The sequence below is a fragment of the Roseovarius sp. 217 genome (assembly GCF_000152845.1).
Lineage (GTDB): Bacteria > Pseudomonadota > Alphaproteobacteria > Rhodobacterales > Rhodobacteraceae > Roseovarius.
Genome location: NZ_CH902585.1, coordinates 44,855 through 58,258, shown reverse-complemented (window position 1 = coordinate 58,258; position 13,404 = coordinate 44,855). Strand labels below are relative to the sequence as shown.

17 protein-coding genes are annotated in these 13,404 nt (G+C 59.8%); 3 read left to right on the top strand and 14 right to left on the bottom strand.

Features of this window, described 5'->3' with window-relative positions:
* Positions 1-2: 2 nt before the first annotated feature.
* The 11 genes from ROS217_RS20085 to ROS217_RS24780 all read right to left on the bottom strand — a co-directional run bounded on the left by ROS217_RS20085 (position 3) and on the right by ROS217_RS24780 (position 8,874).
* Entirely contained in the window at positions 3-725 is a 723-nt protein-coding gene (locus ROS217_RS20085) for a TrbG/VirB9 family P-type conjugative transfer protein (protein ID WP_009819649.1), read from the bottom strand.
* Between the two features lie 5 nt (positions 726-730).
* On the bottom strand, positions 731-1,411 hold the full coding sequence (locus tag ROS217_RS20080; protein WP_009819648.1) for a virB8 family protein: 681 nt from the start codon (positions 1,409-1,411) through the stop codon (positions 731-733).
* 17 nt (positions 1,412-1,428) lie between these two features.
* Positions 1,429-2,442 carry a type IV secretion system protein gene (locus ROS217_RS20075; RefSeq protein ID WP_009819647.1) on the bottom strand — a complete coding sequence of 338 codons (1,014 nt, stop codon included), beginning with the start codon at positions 2,440-2,442 and terminating at the stop codon, positions 1,429-1,431.
* A gap of 433 nt (positions 2,443-2,875) precedes the next feature.
* Positions 2,876-3,643 carry a type IV secretion system protein gene (locus ROS217_RS20065; RefSeq protein ID WP_009819645.1) on the bottom strand — a complete coding sequence of 256 codons (768 nt, stop codon included), beginning with the start codon at positions 3,641-3,643 and terminating at the stop codon, positions 2,876-2,878.
* The gene (locus tag ROS217_RS20060; RefSeq protein WP_009819644.1) at positions 3,640-4,752 is read right to left on the bottom strand and encodes a transglycosylase SLT domain-containing protein; all 1,113 of its coding nucleotides are present in this window, start codon (positions 4,750-4,752) and stop codon (positions 3,640-3,642) included. The genes ROS217_RS20065 and ROS217_RS20060 overlap by 4 nt, the downstream gene beginning before the upstream one ends.
* A complete protein-coding gene (locus tag ROS217_RS20055) occupies positions 4,749-4,958 on the bottom strand; it encodes a hypothetical protein (RefSeq protein ID WP_009819643.1) in 210 nt (69 codons plus the stop codon). Before ROS217_RS20055 ends, ROS217_RS20060 begins: the two co-directional genes overlap by 4 nt.
* Positions 4,955-7,333 carry a type IV secretion system protein B4 gene (locus tag ROS217_RS20050; protein WP_040651933.1) on the bottom strand — a complete coding sequence of 793 codons (2,379 nt, stop codon included), beginning with the start codon at positions 7,331-7,333 and terminating at the stop codon, positions 4,955-4,957. Before ROS217_RS20050 ends, ROS217_RS20055 begins: the two co-directional genes overlap by 4 nt.
* Positions 7,323-7,601, bottom strand: a complete 279-nt coding sequence (locus tag ROS217_RS20045) for a type IV secretion system protein VirB3 (RefSeq protein WP_009819641.1) — start codon at positions 7,599-7,601, stop codon at positions 7,323-7,325. Before ROS217_RS20045 ends, ROS217_RS20050 begins: the two co-directional genes overlap by 11 nt.
* A gap of 4 nt (positions 7,602-7,605) precedes the next feature.
* Positions 7,606-7,887 carry a TrbC/VirB2 family protein gene (locus ROS217_RS20040; protein ID WP_040651931.1) on the bottom strand — a complete coding sequence of 94 codons (282 nt, stop codon included), beginning with the start codon at positions 7,885-7,887 and terminating at the stop codon, positions 7,606-7,608.
* 14 nt (positions 7,888-7,901) lie between these two features.
* On the bottom strand, positions 7,902-8,600 hold the full coding sequence (locus ROS217_RS24785; protein WP_368072260.1) for a lytic transglycosylase domain-containing protein: 699 nt from the start codon (positions 8,598-8,600) through the stop codon (positions 7,902-7,904).
* Entirely contained in the window at positions 8,560-8,874 is a 315-nt protein-coding gene (locus ROS217_RS24780; RefSeq protein WP_009819638.1) for a hypothetical protein, read from the bottom strand. The genes ROS217_RS24785 and ROS217_RS24780 overlap by 41 nt, the downstream gene beginning before the upstream one ends.
* A gap of 129 nt (positions 8,875-9,003) precedes the next feature.
* Here ROS217_RS24780 and ROS217_RS20025 point away from each other — a divergent pair, with 129 nt between their 5' ends.
* Positions 9,004-9,582: a hypothetical protein gene (locus ROS217_RS20025; RefSeq protein ID WP_040651929.1), complete on the top strand. Its 579-nt coding sequence runs from the start codon at positions 9,004-9,006 to the stop codon at positions 9,580-9,582.
* On the opposite strand, the gene ROS217_RS23260 is transcribed toward ROS217_RS20025, so the two are convergent.
* From ROS217_RS23260 to ROS217_RS23255, 3 genes are all read right to left on the bottom strand, one after another.
* A complete protein-coding gene (locus ROS217_RS23260; RefSeq protein ID WP_050766468.1) occupies positions 9,576-9,773 on the bottom strand; it encodes a hypothetical protein in 198 nt (65 codons plus the stop codon). The genes ROS217_RS20025 and ROS217_RS23260 overlap by 7 nt on opposite strands.
* A 222-nt stretch (positions 9,774-9,995) precedes the next feature.
* The gene (locus ROS217_RS20015) at positions 9,996-10,523 is read right to left on the bottom strand and encodes a hypothetical protein (protein ID WP_009819635.1); all 528 of its coding nucleotides are present in this window, start codon (positions 10,521-10,523) and stop codon (positions 9,996-9,998) included.
* Entirely contained in the window at positions 10,523-11,188 is a 666-nt protein-coding gene (locus ROS217_RS23255) for an acyl-homoserine-lactone synthase (RefSeq protein WP_009819634.1), read from the bottom strand. The genes ROS217_RS20015 and ROS217_RS23255 overlap by 1 nt, the downstream gene beginning before the upstream one ends.
* A 263-nt stretch (positions 11,189-11,451) precedes the next feature.
* On the opposite strand from ROS217_RS23255, the gene ROS217_RS20005 reads away from it, so the two are divergent.
* Both ROS217_RS20005 and ROS217_RS20000 read left to right on the top strand, forming a co-directional pair.
* Entirely contained in the window at positions 11,452-12,090 is a 639-nt protein-coding gene (locus tag ROS217_RS20005) for an autoinducer binding domain-containing protein (protein WP_009819633.1), read from the top strand.
* 233 nt (positions 12,091-12,323) lie between these two features.
* Positions 12,324-13,325 (top strand): IS30-like element ISRssp4 family transposase, encoded by a 1,002-nt coding sequence (locus ROS217_RS20000; RefSeq protein ID WP_009817807.1) that lies wholly within the window; start codon positions 12,324-12,326, stop codon positions 13,323-13,325.
* Positions 13,326-13,404: the final 79 nt, after the last annotated feature.

Here is a 13,404-nt window from a genome sequence, read left to right as displayed (position 1 = left end):
GGTCAGTTGCTCACGTAGATCGCGCTCTCGTCGCGCCAGGCGCAGATCGCCTCGTCGCCGATGCGCAACGTCCAATAGGTGTTCACCCCGAGTACCCGGACGGTGTTGCCTTGTTGGGTCCAGTTGACCGTGCGCTCTCGGCCCTGGTCATCGGCCTTGAAGAGGGCGGGCTGGCGGCCGCTCGAAGGGAAGACGAAGTAGGTATAGCGCCGGTCGTCGTAGATGTGGCTGGGGCGGAAATCGCCGATCCCCGAGACGCGGTAGTTGTAATTGCGGGGGGCTATGAGGCCTTTCGGCTGGGTAGCCGCCGACGCGCGGCGTTCCTCATCGGGGTAGCGGAAGCGCACCTCGAAGAACTTGGCCGACCGGTTCGGGATCGAGCCTTCGCGCAAATGGAAGGAATAGGTGCGGCGGTTGGTGATCACCGTCATGTTGGTCGAGGCCTGCGCCACATGCGGCTTGATAGTCAGCACATTGCCAAGCTCGGGGATCGGATCGACCTGGAAGCTCTCGGTGTCGCCGACAATCACCGCTATGAGTCGTTCCCACGCCCCGAAATGAATCGTCGTCGAATGCCTGAGATCCGTTTCGATCCGGTAGACCTGGTTTTCATTATAGACGGCGGTGCGGATGCGGATGTCGAGCGGGCCGCCTTGCGGCGTGGCCTCGGCAAAGGCGGCAACGGGAAGGGCAAGCGCCAGGAGGAGCGCGGGCAGGGATTTCATATTGTTCAGTTCTCCAGGGTCTCGGCGTCGACGCGGTAGGAGGTCACCACGAAGCCCAAGGGGTTGGCCCAGACATCCTGAAGGCGCTGGCGGGTTTCGGGTTGGAAGTCGTAGCCGACGGTGGCGACGTAAGACCGGGTCACGGTGCGGGTGTCGCGAGGACGGCGGAGCGTGCGGGTGAAGCGGACCTGGGCCACGCCGCGTTCGATCTGGTTTACCGACTTGATCACCACATCGATCGTGGCGTCACGGCCATAGACGGAGATCGGATAATCCTCGTTGGTTGAGGACCAGAGATCGCGCAGCGAGCGGGCGGCGTCACCATCTGAGCGGTCGAGGACCGAGTTGATGCGTTGCTCGCCATCGATCAGGTCATAGGTTTCGCGGTCATCGACATAGGCCACGAGATTGGCCTGAATAATGGCATCGCTCTCCGACAGCGTCAGCGCCTGAACCGCGGCCACCCGGTCCATCTCGCCAGTTTTCTTGTCGACCACGACGACGAAGGTCTCGGTGGATTTGAGCGGAAAGAGGCTCGCGCCCGCGACCATGCCAGCCACGCCAACCAGTATGCCCGCGGCGGCGACAAACCACGCAAAGCGCTCGCGCCGCCTCGGCCCGTAGATGAAATCCGCCTCGAAGGCGTCGCGTTCGTGGCTCGCGGAATGGGTTGCGGTTTTCGTCATGTCAGACGTCTTTCAAATCAGGGTTTCCGGAAGGCTTTGGCGACCGACAGAAGCGCGCCGGGGCTGTGGCGGATGATCTCGCCGGTGTTCACCACGCCAGCGTTGGCCATCTGGTTCAGCTCGTGGGGGGATTTGCCGGTAACGAGGCGGGAGGCCGCGCCGGTGCCGTACTGGCGCGTGTCTATGAGTCCCTGGCGCGCGAGGCCCGTCAGGCCCACGGCGTTTGAGGCGATGCCGACGACGCCTGTGAGGTTGGAGGCGATGTAGGGAACCGAGGCCATGATCCCGGCGCTGAGGATCAGGATGACAAGGAAGGGCAGGATGAGGCTGACGGTCTCCACATCGTTTGGGTCGGCAGAGGCGTCCCCGATGGCTTCCGCAATGGCGACGATTATACCGGCGGCACCTGCGGCGGCGACGGGCATGAGCGCATAGCCGATGGTGGCGCGGGTCCAGGCCTCGAAGAGAGATTGGGTTGGCTTGAAGAGCGAAGTCACGATCATGAAAGGGGCGATGACGATCATCAGCGCGAAGACGATGCGGGCGAAGGCGATGATCCCGGCGGTGACGGCGGCAAAGACCGCCGAGAGGACGAAGAAGATGGCGCCCAGAACCGCGCCAAAGACCCAGCCCGCGCGGTCGCCGATTGTATCGCCATAGGCGGTGATGCGGGCGACCATGCTGTCGAGACTTTCATAGATACCAGCCTCGTCGCCGGTTGCGGTCAAATCGAGGATGGCTGCGCCAATGTTCTCTGGAACGTCCGTGACGATGTCATAGATCACGCTGAAATTGTCCCAGCTCTGCGCGAATACTCCCACCAAGGCTACCTTCATGCCAAAGGCAAAGCCGACGCCAAGGGGCAGGGGGCGAAGCTGCATCACCGCGTTGATCCCCAGAAGCACAAGGAGGAGTGTCGCGCCCGCCGAGATGATGTTGCCGACCGAGGCTGCCGAAGAGATAAATCCGTCCTGCGCCACGGTGTTCACCGCAACATCTACCTGATCCAGGATGTCACGTATGATGCCCATTAGTTTGCGCAGGCCTCATCACGCCGAGCCAGCATCGCATCCGCTCGTAGCCTCAGGTCGGACACATCAAAAGGTCGGCGGACGTCGTCGGAAACTCTGAATGCGTCTGACTTCTCGACAACTTCCTCCCACGAAATAGTGTTCATAAAGCATTCACACGACTTTGTTTCGTGCCATTTCTCAGCAGCCATCAGTCTCATGATTGCGCGGTAGCCATTCCGAATATAGGCCGTCTCAGCGAGGTCCATGGGAGGTTTTGGGGCGCGACAAGCCCCAACCTCGTCCGGTGCAACCGTCATGGAAGAGAAGGACCTTTGTGCAGTAGGATCTGGTGTCGATGAATCGGCGAATGTTGGGAGTGGTCCAACCAACAGGGAAGCCGTCAAGATACAGAGCATCTTCGCGGACATTATGGTCATTGCTATTCTCCTTCTTATTGATCCACCGCCATCGACCGAAACTTGCGCTCATCAGCGAGGGTCGCGGCATCGACGACGCCAAGTTGACCAGCACTGACGCCCTGCGCCGCTTCCAGTCGCCAGATTTGGGTCAGGATGATGCCGAGCTCCGCGGTGACGCGGGTGTTGAGATCGACCGCGGCTTTCAAGCCGTCCTGATCGTCGATGAGCCCGACCATGGTTTCGAGCCGTTCAAAGCTTTGCCCTGCTTTCTCATGGCTTTCCTGTGCCGCGACGGACAGCATGGCGCTTGCGCCAGCGGAAGTGGCAATGCGGTTGTCGGCTGGCTGGTCTGAGCCCGAGAGCGCGCCCAGGCGGTCCGAGGTGAAGCCGCTGCCAGACAGCACCCGCTCGACGGAAGCAGACAGTTCAGCGCCGGGATTGAACCCGCTCAGGAAATCACCGCTCGCGAGCGACTCCGCCGTATTGAGAGGGGCCACCAGCGTGCCGCGTAGGGCACGGAACTCTTCGACCGTGGCGAAGAGCTCGCCCAGCCCGCTGCCGTCAATCAGCGACGTCAGTTGCGCGTCGAGATTGGTCAACTGCGACAGCTGGGTTTCGAGTTCGAGTTTCATTGTGGCGAGCTGTTGCATCTGGACGTTCAGATCCTCGGCCATGTGTTCAAGCTGGGCGACGAGTTGGCCAAGTTGCGAGGCATCGAAGGTCGGCACGCCCTGAGCGGTGGCGGGGCCGCCGCATCCGAGCGAGAGGACAGCGGCGGTCACCAGAAAAAATCGTCTCATTCGGGAACTCCCATCTGCATGAAGTCGCGCTCGGCCAGCCGGTCGGCCACGAGGTGCTGCGCATAGGTCGCCGCGCGCTGCTGACCTGCGGCCATCAGCCGGACGCGAAGGTTGAGGATGCGGCCGATCTCGGCCTTGGCGTAGGTGTTGAGCTCCCAGGCCGCCTTGGCACCCTGCTGCGCGTCGATCTGCAGGATGATCGCGCGCAGTCGGTTGATGACCTGTTCCGTGGTGGCATGGCTGCTCGCGGCATAATAGACACCTGCCTCCGAGATGCTCGCATACTCGGCCAGCGCAAAGTCGGAAGGAGAAAGCGTGCCGAGCGCGTCGGCGCCGCCCACCACGGCGAGGTATTCATTGTAGAACTTCGAGATGTTGCGGACATAGCCCTGGGTCTCAGCAAAGGGCGGCACGCCGCCATAGTCCATGACCCGGCCCGGCCCTGCATTGTAGGCCGCGAGCGCATGCGGGATGTTGCCGAACTGATTGAGCTGGGTGGTGATGTAGCGCGCACCACCGCGGAGATTGTCCATCGGCTGAAAGCGATCGACGCCCATGTCGGTAGCCGTGCCGGGCATGAGTTGGGTGAGCCCATAGGCGCCGACGGGGCTTTCGGCGGTGAGGTTGAAGCGGCTCTCCTGCTTGATCAGGGCCTGGAAGAGGCACCGCCACTGTGTGGTCGACAGCCCGGCGCGGGCCACGCCGGGGGCACCTGCGAACTCGCCTGCGACCTCGACGATCATCATCTCGACCGTCTCGCGGCCCTCGCCGAAAAGCCGGCTGTTCATCGGACTCGGATCGGCGTTGGGATAGACCGCCGCTGCCCCGAAATCGGCATTGCCCTCGAGCGCGCGGATATCTAAGCCGGGACCTGTGATCGCAGCGGTCATCTTCTTGAGGACGCGCAGCTGGTCGGCCTGCACGTCCGCCAGCGAAGTCTTGGTCCTGTCCTTGTCTTGCTGTACGCCAAGATCCTCGGCAAGTGCCGTCACCCGGGCGATGGCGCGGCCAATCGCGGAGTTGTCCTGCGTCGGTACGCCCTGGGCATGCGCAGGCAAGGTGCCGAGGCCAAGGCAGAGCCCGGCGGATATGATCGTGCCGCGTGTCATTTTGGGCGCGGCAGGGGCGTGAAGGTGCAATCTGACTTGGTTCTGGACAGGTCCACGCCGCCCTTGGTCGAAAACGAGAGAGACGTGCGGCTGACCTGTGTGTCGCCGCTCCGCTTGAGGCATGGTGAGGTTTTCTCGGTATATGTCTCGCAGGCGGACAGAAGGCCTGCGGTGACGCAAAGCGCGAGGAGGGGTTTCAAACTCATTTCACATTTCTCCAGAAATCGGGGTTGGCGCGCCAATCGGCCGGCACGCGCGCCTCGCCGGTGGCGCCGCCACCTAGGATGGGAAGGAGGTCTCCAAGCGCGGAAAGGTCCGCATCAATGAAGACGCTGTCGCCCGCCGAGCGGACCAGCGCGATGCGCTGGCCTAAGGTGGGCTGGACGAGCAGGGCGGCCTCCTTGGCGTTCACGCGCAGGAAGTCGTAATCCGAGACGGTGGCCCGATCGTTGGGGAAGAGGATCTGGGTCGGCACCGTCTCGACGATGGTCTTGCCGACGCGGCTGTCGCGCAACTGGCTCGGATACTGCGTCATCATGATCACGACGCAGTTCATCTTCCTGAGAGTCACCAGCCAGTTTTCCAGCCGCGCCCCGAAGTAGGGATCGTCGAGCAGCTTCCAGGCCTCGTCTAAAACGATGATGGTGGGGCGGCGGTCTTCCACCAGCCGCTCGATCTGGCGGAAGATGTAGGAGAGCACCACCATGCGCTCGGTGGTCATGTCCAGGATCTCGGTCATGTCGAACCCGATGATGTCGCCCGACATCTTGAGGCCGCGCCCATGCACGGGCTCGTCGAAGACCCAGCCGTAGCGCCCGCCCGGAGCCCATTCGGCAACGCGGGCTTGCAACTCGCCCTCGTCATCGAGGGATTGAAACAGCGTCTCGAAGCTGGCGAAGCGCTGGAGCGCGCCGCCGGCATAGGCATTCTGGGACACCGCGCTCTGGATGTGGCGCGACTGCTCGCCGGTGAGAGTGCCGCCACGGGAGAGGAGCGTCGCGAGCCAGTCCGAGAGCCAGGCGCGGCCCCGCTCGTCGATCTCGGTCATCAGCGGGTTCAAGCCCGTCGCCACGCCCGCGCGGATCTCGTTGTAGCGGCCGCCGAGTGCACGGACTGCCATCTCATGGCCACGATCCTTGTCGAAGAAAAAGAGCCGCGCGCCGACCCGTTGGGATTGGGCCGCAAGAAAGGCCGCCGTCAGCGTTTTGCCGCTGCCGGTGCGCCCCAGCACGAGCGTGTGGCCGACAGTGGGTTCTTTGTCTGGACTTCCTGCCTCGTGGAAATTGAAGCGATACCCGGAAGTGCCGACCGTGGGCAGGACCGAGATGGCCTGGCCCCAGGGCGATTGATCTGGACCCCGCCCCTCGACGCTGCCGTGCAGGGCGGCGAAATCGGCGAAGTTGATGGAGGAGATCGGGGTCTTGCGGGCCCGGTAGCCGAAATTGCCGGGGCTTTGCGCGAAGTACGTCGCCTTCAGCGCCATGCTCTCGCGCACGATCACCGCCATCATCTCCTGGCCGACGCGCTTGATTTGCGCCGCGGCGCGCTCAACCGTGTCGCGCTCCGACGCGTAGACCGCGATCGAGAGGTGATGATCACCAAAGGCGATGCGTCCTGCCTCCTGATCATCGGCCGCTTGGCCGAGTTGATCGCGCAAGGACACGGCAGCATCCTCGGAGGCCTGCATCTGGCGGATGATCCGCTGGATACGTTCGGCCATGATGTTGTTCGGGATCGGGCTGAAGGAGTTGGTGAGCACGATGTCGAGGGGCAAGTCGAGCGCGTCCAGGAGCGTGACGTCCGTGAGAGCCGGATAGCTCTTTAATGAGAAGAGCGCGCCGTATTTGACCGCGCCCGTGATGACATCGCTCAGGGTGACCACGTTGCCGCCAAACGTGGCCCGGCAAGTGCTCAGGGTATGCGACAGGGGCAGGGCGCTCTGGCAGACGGCTACGGGCGAGAAGCTGCCCGCATTCAGCGTATTGAGAAAACCCAGCCACTCGCCGCCCTGTCTGGTCAACCGGACAGGGTTGGCGGAGGCGAGCGTCACTTCGAAGAAGCCGATGACCTCGTTCAACTCCTGCATGCGCGACGCGCGATCTTTGACCCAGGCCTTGCGGGCGAGATTGCGGAGAAGTGGAATGCGCGCCGAGATGTCGGGTCGCCGGATGACACTGAGATAAAGGTGGCGCTTGGCCGGTCGGAGGTCTCTGACATGAGCCTGCCAGCGAGCGTCTATCGCGGCGGCGAAGCTGCCGCTCTCGATGGTCCGCATTGCGAGGTCTTGCGGCACGGAGATCCGGTGAATGTAGAAGCCGAAGGCATTGCCGGTCTGGGCGACGATGGCCGCGACGGCTCTTTTGAGCGCATCGAGGTGCGCGTCCTCCGTCGTCATCGGGTTCAGCCCGTCGAGGCGCAGGGTGGCCATCAGGTCGCCCTCGCGCAGCACCATCACATCGTCGCCTGCCAGTGCAAAATACGGCAGATGTTCGGCGAGATAGCTCTCGCGCGTGAAGTCACGGCCGCCTGCTCCCAAAAGAGCGCTACCGGGATTGGAGAGGAAGCTCGCATCAAGCGCCAAAGCTGTCGCCCCCGTGTAGACGGCGGTTCTTCGTCGGGCGCACTATGCCGTAGGACACGCGCAGCACTTCGAAGAAATGTGGCTCCTTGTCGGCGACGAACCATAGGATCGGATAGGCGATGATCCCCAGAGGCAAAAAGATCAGGGATCCTGTCCAGATGAAGGGCAGAACAACCCCCATCGCAAGAGCCAGCAGGTATCCGACGGGGAGGCCGAGGTACTTCGGTGGCCTTGCGAGACCCTGGAAGAGGGAGGATCGCTCTGCCATGGGCTCAGGTGAACCCGTCGACAATGGTACCAGCGGAGAAGATTAACACAATCCCGATAATCACTGAGGCGAACCAGCCCCAGTTGAGCCGTCCCATCATGCACATGAAGCCGGTGCCGATAACGGCGAGGGTGGAGACGGCGATGCCGATCGGCCCGGTCAGCGCCGCCTCAACGGTTTCCAACATGGTCTGTATAGGAGACAGGTCCTGCGCGACGGCAGGTGTTGCCACGGCAGCAAGGGCCGCAACAAAGGACAAAAGACGACGTAGTCGATATCTCGGCATAGGGCCTCTCTTGATCAGTTTAGGTCGATGTGGACCGGAGGGCGCTCGGGTCTCCGGTTTGCGAGATGGACGGAGGGCTGCGAAACAGGCTGGCCTGTCAGTCGATTGCGAATACGGTGAATACGCGCGATATAGTCGCGGGTTTCCGCAAACGGCGGGACGCCGGAATATTCGACCACCCGATGAGGGCCGGCGTTATAAGCTGCCAGTGCAAGGTCAATGTTCTGGAAGGTGGACAGTTGCGCGAGCAGGTAGCGCGCCGCGCCATCAAGGTTTTGCGCGACATCACGCGGGTCGACGCCGAGGGAGCGTGCGGTTTGCGGCATGAGTTGGCCGAGACCATAGGCCCCCTTCGGGCTCACGGCTGTCGGATTGTAGCTGCTTTCGGCCTCGATCATGGCTTGAAAGAGGATGTGCCAGCCCTTGGCGTTCAGACCTGCCCGGGCCAGTGCATCGTCGTGCTGGTGGCGTGCGGAGGTTTCGCGAATGAGCTTCAGAATCCCCACGCGCAAGGAAGGGCTTGTGACATTTTCCGGTTGCGGTGTCTTCTTCGGCGTGCGCGGAGCGTGCGCCGTCCCGGTCGAGCGATCAAAGCCGGCCCAGGTTGGGCGTTCACCGTGGAATACCCAGCCGGATATGCGCGCCGAGCCGTCCGCGCCAAAGACAATGACGTCAGCCGTCGCCCTCGAAGGCGATGCTGTACTCAGGGCCAAAGCGCAGATCGCGCCCGTCACCGAACTCGAGATGATGTTTGAACAGCCCCGGCCAGATGTTGAAATACCGCGGCTCAGGTCCAAGCGGTGTGATGCGGGTGGACACAAGGATAGCCTCAGGCTCGCCCGCGCGCAGATATATGCATTGATAGCGCGGCTTGCCATCGTCCGTGAACCCCACGAGCTCATACCGGCAGCGGAATGCAACGCCCCTCTCCTGAAGGTCTTTGACACCATCAATGGTGATCAGGATCTGATTGCGCGCTATCGGCATTTGGACTCTCCCAGTGAAAGCCCTTCTAGTGCGAGTCATTAATGGCATAAAGACACAATGAGTCAATACGACATATTGCAGAAAATAACATATTGAATAATAATCGCCGAAACGGACAGGGAGCGTGCTGTGAAGAAACTCATGATGACAGTGGCAATCGGATCTGTGGCGGCATTTGGCTCCACAGGAGAGGCATTGGCTTATGACATCGACTGCGCGATTATTCTCTGTATGGCGGGGGGATTTCCGCCAAGTCCTGTGTGTGGCCATGCCTATCAGACGATGATCCAGCGCATCACACCGATCCCGGTCTCGCCGCCGTTCGGGGTGTGTACTTTCGCTGCTGCCCCGACCAGTCTCGGCACGCCGGGACTGGAATCGGAGCTGGATATTTCCTTGCCTGAGTATGCCTGGCTCCACCGGATACGGATCCATTGGTTTGAGGGCCGCGCTTTTGAGGATCGCAATGGAGACCGACGCTGGAGTTGGTCATTTCGCTCCTGTGATCATGAGAACAGTGGCTGCCGAAACATAATCTTCGAGAACCGGTCAGCGACACCTTGGCCAAATGCGTTTGTCTCGGACAATGATCAGGTTGTGCCCTATCCGGACCCTCACAAACCGGGCAACTCTGCTCATCGCGCGGTCATGATCGAGTTCGGTAATTATGAGGGCGACATCGAGCATTCAGAATGGATCTCTTACTGATCCTGACGGCCTTTGGGTTCCATTCTGACCGGTCGGATCAGGATCTCGGAGGCGATGACCTCTTCGGCGTCCATGAACCACCACCTGACAACCTGACCCGTGTTCCACCGATAATCGCGCCAGACAACATGTGTGTCGCCGGAAATCTCGATGAGACCTTCCCGGACAGGCTCTGCGAATAGTTGTTTCATGCACATATCGAGCATCCTGCGAGACAGTGTTCGTTACGGTGTGTTGCGGACCGCAGCGCGCACATCCGGGCGCAAGGGATCGAGCGCTCAGGTGCCGGGACGGCATTGATGAGCGGCAAAACTTCTGTTCTGGCGTTGTGCGGAAGAACCACAGCCAATCCACACGCTCATGTGATGGGTCGTGTGGAAGCCGCAACCGGTGTCAGGCCGCCTTGCGACGCATCAGTTGTTCGGAGGCGGCCCGGCGATCTGGTGGCCACAGTGAATGGCGACCTCTTGGGACAGCTTGGAGAAAGACTCAATCCAATGTCCGGCCTGTGCCGCCAGAAGCGGGTCTGTCAACGGATCAAGGCGACAATCCACGACATCCACCACATAGTCAGGTCCTATATTCTCGATGATCCGGCCAAGCGTTCTGGATAGGAAATCGCGGCTGTCAGGGATGCTATGTCTCCGGCACATTTCGGGGCACGGATTGCTGATCAAGATAATCGGCATGTCCGCAAAATCTTTCACGTATCGCTCCGCCATGTTGGCGCAAAATTTCGACCAGAGTTTAACCGACATGATGATCTTTTGCTCGACTTCTAGTGAAAGCTCGGTTCCAAATCCGACATGCCCGGGAACAGAGGCATCATTGCCCGATGCAAACCTCAGCAGATCGCAAGGTTCCAGACCGATTGTTGCCAGCAGCGCCTCAGACGCAGTGATGGATTGAGACGCCGAGGGGTAAGCATTGGATATATACATCACTGTGTTCCTGTTCGTGAGGGAGGGGTCAGAACATTCGTTGAGAATGCAAGAAAGCAGCCATCCTGATTATGCTGAATGGCACCAAGCTTACGGGTCGCATAACCCATGCGACTGGCCATCCGCATGAACGCAGGGGAGCCCAGAAAGAGACATTGCTCGGCGCCGACACTTGCCAGAAACTGATCGGTCGCCTGCAGGATGCGTTCGCTGAGTTGGATGCCGGGGTAGGTGACTAGCCGGGTCAGTTCCCAGACCTTCGGATCGACAGATGGGTCAGTGTCGCAGATCTCGTGGGGCAACCCGGGCAGTCGGTGAAGGTAGGCGTCCCGTATCATATATGAGAACCTGCCGTCTGGATCAGTGCTGGTGGTGTTCAGTAGTCGTGCCCCAGCGAGGACGTTTGAGCCGTCATGGACAACGACATAGACACTGTCCGGGCGGTCATACTGCTCGGCCTCAAAAACGGCGCTATGGGGAATGTTCCAGCCCAGGTGATCGACAAAGATCTGTTTACGCAGTTTAAGAAAGGCAGGTATCAATCCTGTCCGATCCTCAGCGGCGCTCAGCACGGAGACCTGACAATTGCTCACCCGTGCTCGCACGGCTTGCATGATGGTATTCACCCTTAGTTTGGGTCTGGGGGGTATTTGATCTGTCAACATTGGAACCTGCTTTCTGATCGCGATGGTCCTTTAGCTGCACAAGACCGAGCCAGTCGTCCAAAGGTTTGAGCAGGAATGTTAAAAGATCAAACCTGGGGTCAGGTTTGGCGATACAACGACCCAAAAATTGGCCTCAGGTCAGGTTTTGCGCCCCGATACCCACGTACCTGACCACAGGTCAGGTGCCTGAACGCGGACATTGACATTGCTGGCTAATATATTGTTGTCTCCAGACACGCTAAAGTTGTGCGGGTAGAAAAACGATGTCAGATGAGCTTTTGCCCGTTCTTGCAGCAGATCAGCTGTTCAAGGTGGACGCAGAGCCGGTCCTTTCTATCGGGACCGAAGGGTTTTTCATCATGGTCAATCACACCAGAAAGGGCCCGGAGTTTATCGACAGTACCTATCCGGAGGCCTGGAGGACGGAGTATGATAGCAATTCCTACCACCTGAAGGATCCTGCTTTCCTTTGGGGCCTCGCGAAGAACGGGAACAAGCGGTGGTCGGAAGTGCGCCTCCCGGATGTTGCAGGCGTGTTCAGAAAATCACGCCGCCATGGGCTGATATACGGGGCGATGTTTAGCCGTGGATACCCTACCAGAAAGTCGGTCCTGAGTGTTGCAAGAGACGATCGCGAACTGACCGATGATGAGCTGGTGCGCCTGGCCACCTGGTTCGACCAGTTCATCGACGCCTGCAACGCCATGCAAATGTTCTCCCCGAAGGAACTGGAAGTCCTGCAATGTTTGGCCAATGATATGACGATTGATCAGGCGGCCGAGAGAATCGGGATATCCAGTTCAGCGGCAAAGGTCCGACTGAAAGCTGCACGGGATCGGAGCGGCAGAAAGACGAACAGTTGGGCCGTCGCTGCTGCACTGCGGGCGAAGCTCATAGATTAGTCGAGTAAATACGGAAGAACGCGGCCCGACAGGTGCGTGTTGCTGTTTCCAGAGCGTCGTTGCATAATGAGGAGTGGCTCGCGGATAGTTCTACCCGCACTTCAAACACATATGTCAGTATTTATGACTTAGTTAACATAATCAACATTATGCGATACATGGATGTACGCCGGTGAATTCACAAATGAAGTGCAATTTCTTTAACAAGGTATTGAATTGCATGGAGTTAATTTATGGGACGCTGCTACCCTCACCTGAACCTCGACGAACGGCGTAATCTGGCCAAATGGCTTGAAGCGAAGATATCAATCAAAGAGATCGCTGATCGGTTGTGCAGAGATGCATCGACAATCTACCGCGAGATCAAGCGCAACTCGTGCCGTTTCGACGATCAACCTGAGTTGAACGGCTATCATGCGTTGGCCGCGCAGGATCGGAGCGAAGATCGCCGTGCGGTGCATCGCAAGCTGATCTTATATCCCGAGATCATGGCTGCCGTGCGGTGTGGTTTTGACGCCGGATGGTCCCCTGAACAAATTGCAGGACGTATGCGCCTGGAACGCCATCCGATGCGTGTGAGCCACGAGACGATCTATCGATATGCCTATTCAAAAGCCGGCCGTGCTGAGAAGTTCTACCGCCACTTACCCATGCATCGCCATCGCCGCAGGCCACGTGGAACTCGGAGGCATCATGGGCGTCATATCCTTGATGAATTGGCCATCGCGCACCGCCCTGAAGCGATAGCCGAACGTGACCAGTTCGGTCACTGGGAGTGCGACCTGGTGATGTTCCGCAAGGAGTTTGGCAAAGCCAATGTGACGTCTCTGGTCGAGCGTGTCAGCCGGTTTGCTCTCGTTTTGAAGAACCCGGATCGCCAGTCAAAACCGGTGATGGAGAGCCTGATCGCCAACCTGTCTCCCCTGCCAGCTGAAGCGCGTCGCAGCATCACCTTTGATCGCGGCACTGAGTTCAGCGCATGGCAGCATCTAAAGGATGGTCTGGGCGTCGAACCATGGTTCTGCGATCCTCAGTCGCCGTGGCAAAAAGGAACGGTCGAGAACACCAACAATCGCCTGCGCCGCTACCTGTCCCGCAAGGCTGATCCCACGGCGTTCACAGATCGATATTTGAGGTCAATCTGTGACCGCCTCAACGCGACCCCACGCAAGTGTCTGGGGTATCAAACACCGGCTGAGGTATTCCGGGCAAAACTGATGGAAGGAGGGCCATGATCCAGATAAAATGACCCCACAGAAATTGCGCTTCAGCGTGAGTTCACAGCAAAGTTAGAATGTCCCACATCTGCAAAGT